The following is a 3,434-nucleotide window of genomic DNA, read 5'->3' on the forward strand; positions in this document are numbered from 1 at the left end:
AGCGCGCCGTTGGCGAGCTTGGCCGGCGCGTCGGCAGCCATAGCGCCGGTGAGTGGTGCCGCGAAGGAAGCCGCTGTGATCAGCAGCGCGGCCAGAGTCGAAAGGTGCTTCATGGGGTTGTCCTTTAGGGTCTGGTGGAGAGTAGCCACGCTGCGTGCCGTTCAGTAAGCCGCAGCCACCGCCAGCTTGGGGTCGATCTGCCAGGTTTCACTGACGATCTTGCCTTCACGGAACGTCAGCACGTAGCGCACCTTGATGGGCATCTTGCCTTCGAAGACGACGTTGGCCGAGACGGTGGCGCCCTTGGGGTTGGCCGATTCTTCAATCTGGCCGACTGTGAGCTTCAGTGGGCCGACGGCCTTGCCGAACTTCTCCCAGGTGCCGCGAATGGCATCGGTGGTGGCATAGGTGCCGTCGAGTGGGCCGCCTACCCAGTTCAGCTGGGCCTGGTCGGCATAGGCACGCATGACGATCTGGGTGTCGCCCGAGGCGATGGCCTGGAAGTGCGTGCGGGCGTCGTCGCTGGGGGCGGCGAAGGCGCTGCCGGAGGCGAGCGTCAGGGCGGTGGCGGCGAAAGCGAAAGTCTTGAACATTGTGGGCTCCGATGAAGGGTTGGTGTGAAGTGAAGGGGGGTGAGTGCTGGACGAAGGGTCCGATAGGTCCCGACAAAAGAGCAGACGGCGTCGGCATGCGGTCTATTCCAGAGCGTGCAAAGAAATTTAGGGTCAGGGCCCTGGGCCGTGAATTCGAGGCTTCAGCCCAGCAGGGCCGGCACCCAGCGGTTGATGAGCGCGCCTCCGACGATGAGCCAGCCGAACAAGATCAACGCCAGCAGCAGCGGCTTGGCCCCGGCCTTGCGAATGGCGCCGATGTGCGTGGCCAGGCCGAGCGCAGCCATCGCCATCGCCAGCAGCGCGGTGTCAATCTCGATCGTCACTGCCACCACCGACGCCGGCAGCCATTGCAGCGAATTGAGCAACACAACCGCGACGAAGCCGAAGGCGAACCAGGGCACAGCGAGTTGACCCTTGGCGTGAGCATGCTCTGCCTCCACCAGGGCTTGCAGGGTGCTGTCGCGCGCCAGCCAAGCCGACAGCATCACCAGGAACGGCGCCAGCATCATTACTCGAACCATCTTCGCGATGACGGCCGAGTTGGCTGCGTCCGGGCCCACCGAACGTGCTGCGGCCACCACCTGGGCCACCTCGTGGATGGTCGATCCGACGTAGATGCCGAACCCGTTGGCGCCGCCGGGGATCAGCGCCCAGTGCCGGTTCAGCTCGAACAGCGCCGGGTACAGGAAGATCGCCAGCGTGCCGAACACCACCACCGTGGCCACCGCCACCGTGACCTGCTCGGCGCGCGCCTTGACCACCGGCTCGGCGGCCATCACCGCAGCAGCGCCGCAGATGGCACTGCCAGCGCCGATCAGCATCGCCGTCTTGCGCTCCAGGCCCAGCCAGCGCGTGCCGATGAGGCAGGCCAGTGCGAAGGTCGAGCCCAATATCATCGCGTCGATGGCGACACCAGCTATGCCAACATGGTCAATGTCCTGCACGGTGAGCCGCAGGCCGTACAGCACCACGCCCAGGCGAAGCAGGTTCTGCTTGGAGAAGTTGACGCCGGCGCCGCTGGCTACCGCCCAGCGCGGGGCCCACGGGTAAACCGTGTTGCCCACGATCATGCCCAGCACGATGGCCAGCGTCAGCGCACTGAAGCCATGGTCCTGCAGCCAGGCGATGCGGCCCAGCGCGATACCGGTGGCAGCCAAGGCGCCGCTCAGGGCCAGGCCGGGGAGCATGCGTGCGAAAGCCGATGCAGAGGCCGATGTGCGTGGCTCAGGAAGTACGTTGATGGTCATGCTGCTTGCCTCCGGTTGAAGTTCATGAGGACGAAGCTTCCGGCTTCATAGATGACCCGTCAAACGGGTTGTATCGCTAAGATGTACCCATCTGATCGCTTTGCAAACAAATCCGCCATGAATACCCTTCGCCTCACGCTGCGACAGCTGCAGATCTTCGTGGCGGTTGCGCGCAGCGGCACTACCACGGCAGCCAGCGCCGAGATCGCGCTGTCGCAGTCGGCCACCAGCTCGGCCGTGAATGAACTTGAGCGGCTGCTGTCGCTGCGCCTGTTCGACCGCGCGGGCAAGCGCCTGCTGCTCAACGACAACGGCCGTGCGTTACTGCCGCGGGCCCTGGCGCTGCTGGACGGTGCCGCCGGCATCGAGTTGATGTCCCGCGATGGCAGCGCCCAGGCGCAGTCGCTGCGCATCGGCGCCAGCACCACCATCGGCAACTATGTGCTGCCCAGGCTGCTGGCCCGTTTTGTCGCAGCGCAACCGGGCCATGCCAGTGCCTGGCGCTCAAAGGTCGTGATCGGAAACACGGCGGCCATCTGTGACGCGGTCGCTGCGTTTGAACTGGACGTGGGCCTGATCGAAGGGCCTTGCCACCAAGCGGCGCTGGCCGTCACGCCATGGCACCAGGACGAGATGGTGGTCGTTACATCGCCCGACAGCGCGTGGGCACGAATGAGCCTGGCCGGCGAGCGGGTGCCAATGCGGACACTGCGTGAAGGGGTCTGGCTGGTGCGTGAGTTGGGCTCGGGAACGCGCGAGGCCACCGACCAAAGTCTGCTGCCCCACTTGCGCTCCTACCGTCGAAGCATCGAGCTGGGAAGTTCGGAGGCGATCAAACATGCGGCCGAGGCGGGTATGGGCGTGGCCTGCCTTTCGTCGTGGGTCGTGAGCGACGCTTTGGAGGCCGGCCGCCTGTGCCGCATCGCCACGACCTTGCCGCGGCAGCTCCGACAATCTCACCTGGTCGTGCATCGCGACAAACAGCCCACCGCTTCGCTGCTGGCATTTGTCGACCAGGTATCTGGCGCCGAGAACACGGCGCCATGAAATGTGACTCCATCGAGGTCAGGCCTGAGCAGCTCGCCAGTCGGCGCTCAAAGCTTATCCACGCACCTTCAACGAGATTCACGGCAGGCTCACCTGCACAAATGCCGGATGCGGATGGCGAGGTCAAGACTGCCGCATATCCACATACCGCGCGCGATGTCTTGGGCATTGCGATCCAACGGCCACCCCTTGTCTCCTTCTTTATTTGCGGCGAGAGCAATGATCAGAATGTTGCAACAGCATCAGGTCAAAGTGAACTATTGCCCGTCTATCACGCACTTTGAGGAGCACTGGGAACCCGGGTGGCGGGTATTGCGCTACGGACACTGAAGGACCAAAAGAAGTGATTCGCCCTCCCTGCTGGCGCTTGAAGAAGGCCTGCCCATGGTCCAGAACACCGTTTCGTCCGTGACGCAAAGGGCCATTCCAGAACTTTGCACTTCGCTACAGTGCCGAACGACCGGTACAGGTAATCGATCGGTCGCTTGAGATCCTGACCGGTAAGCGACCGCTTGCGTTGGCGCCC

Annotated in this window: 4 protein-coding genes; 2 read left to right on the forward strand and 2 right to left on the reverse strand. The window is 64.2% G+C overall.

From position 1 onward, the window contains the following. Positions 1–161 precede the first annotated feature (161 nt). Together DBR23_RS18350 and DBR23_RS18355 are read right to left on the reverse strand one after the other, a co-directional pair. Positions 162–593, reverse strand: coding sequence for a nuclear transport factor 2 family protein (locus DBR23_RS18350; protein ID WP_008904227.1), 432 nt, complete (start codon positions 591–593; stop codon positions 162–164). Positions 594–754: 161 nt separating this feature from the next. Continuing rightward, complete coding sequence (locus DBR23_RS18355) at positions 755–1,861, reverse strand: YeiH family protein (protein WP_067513517.1); 1,107 nt, start codon at positions 1,859–1,861, stop codon at positions 755–757. Positions 1,862–1,978: 117 nt separating this feature from the next. Between DBR23_RS18355 and DBR23_RS18360 the strand changes: the two genes are divergently transcribed. Next, positions 1,979–2,908: a LysR family transcriptional regulator gene (locus tag DBR23_RS18360; RefSeq protein ID WP_067513515.1), complete on the forward strand. Its 930-nt coding sequence runs from the start codon at positions 1,979–1,981 to the stop codon at positions 2,906–2,908. Beyond that, a complete protein-coding gene (locus DBR23_RS29385; RefSeq protein WP_143434382.1) occupies positions 2,905–3,192 on the forward strand; it encodes a hypothetical protein in 288 nt (95 codons plus the stop codon). Before DBR23_RS18360 ends, DBR23_RS29385 begins: the two co-directional genes overlap by 4 nt. Positions 3,193–3,434: the final 242 nt, after the last annotated feature.

It is taken from the genome of Acidovorax sp. HMWF018, assembly GCF_003061035.1.
GTDB lineage: Bacteria > Pseudomonadota > Gammaproteobacteria > Burkholderiales > Burkholderiaceae_C > Acidovorax > Acidovorax delafieldii.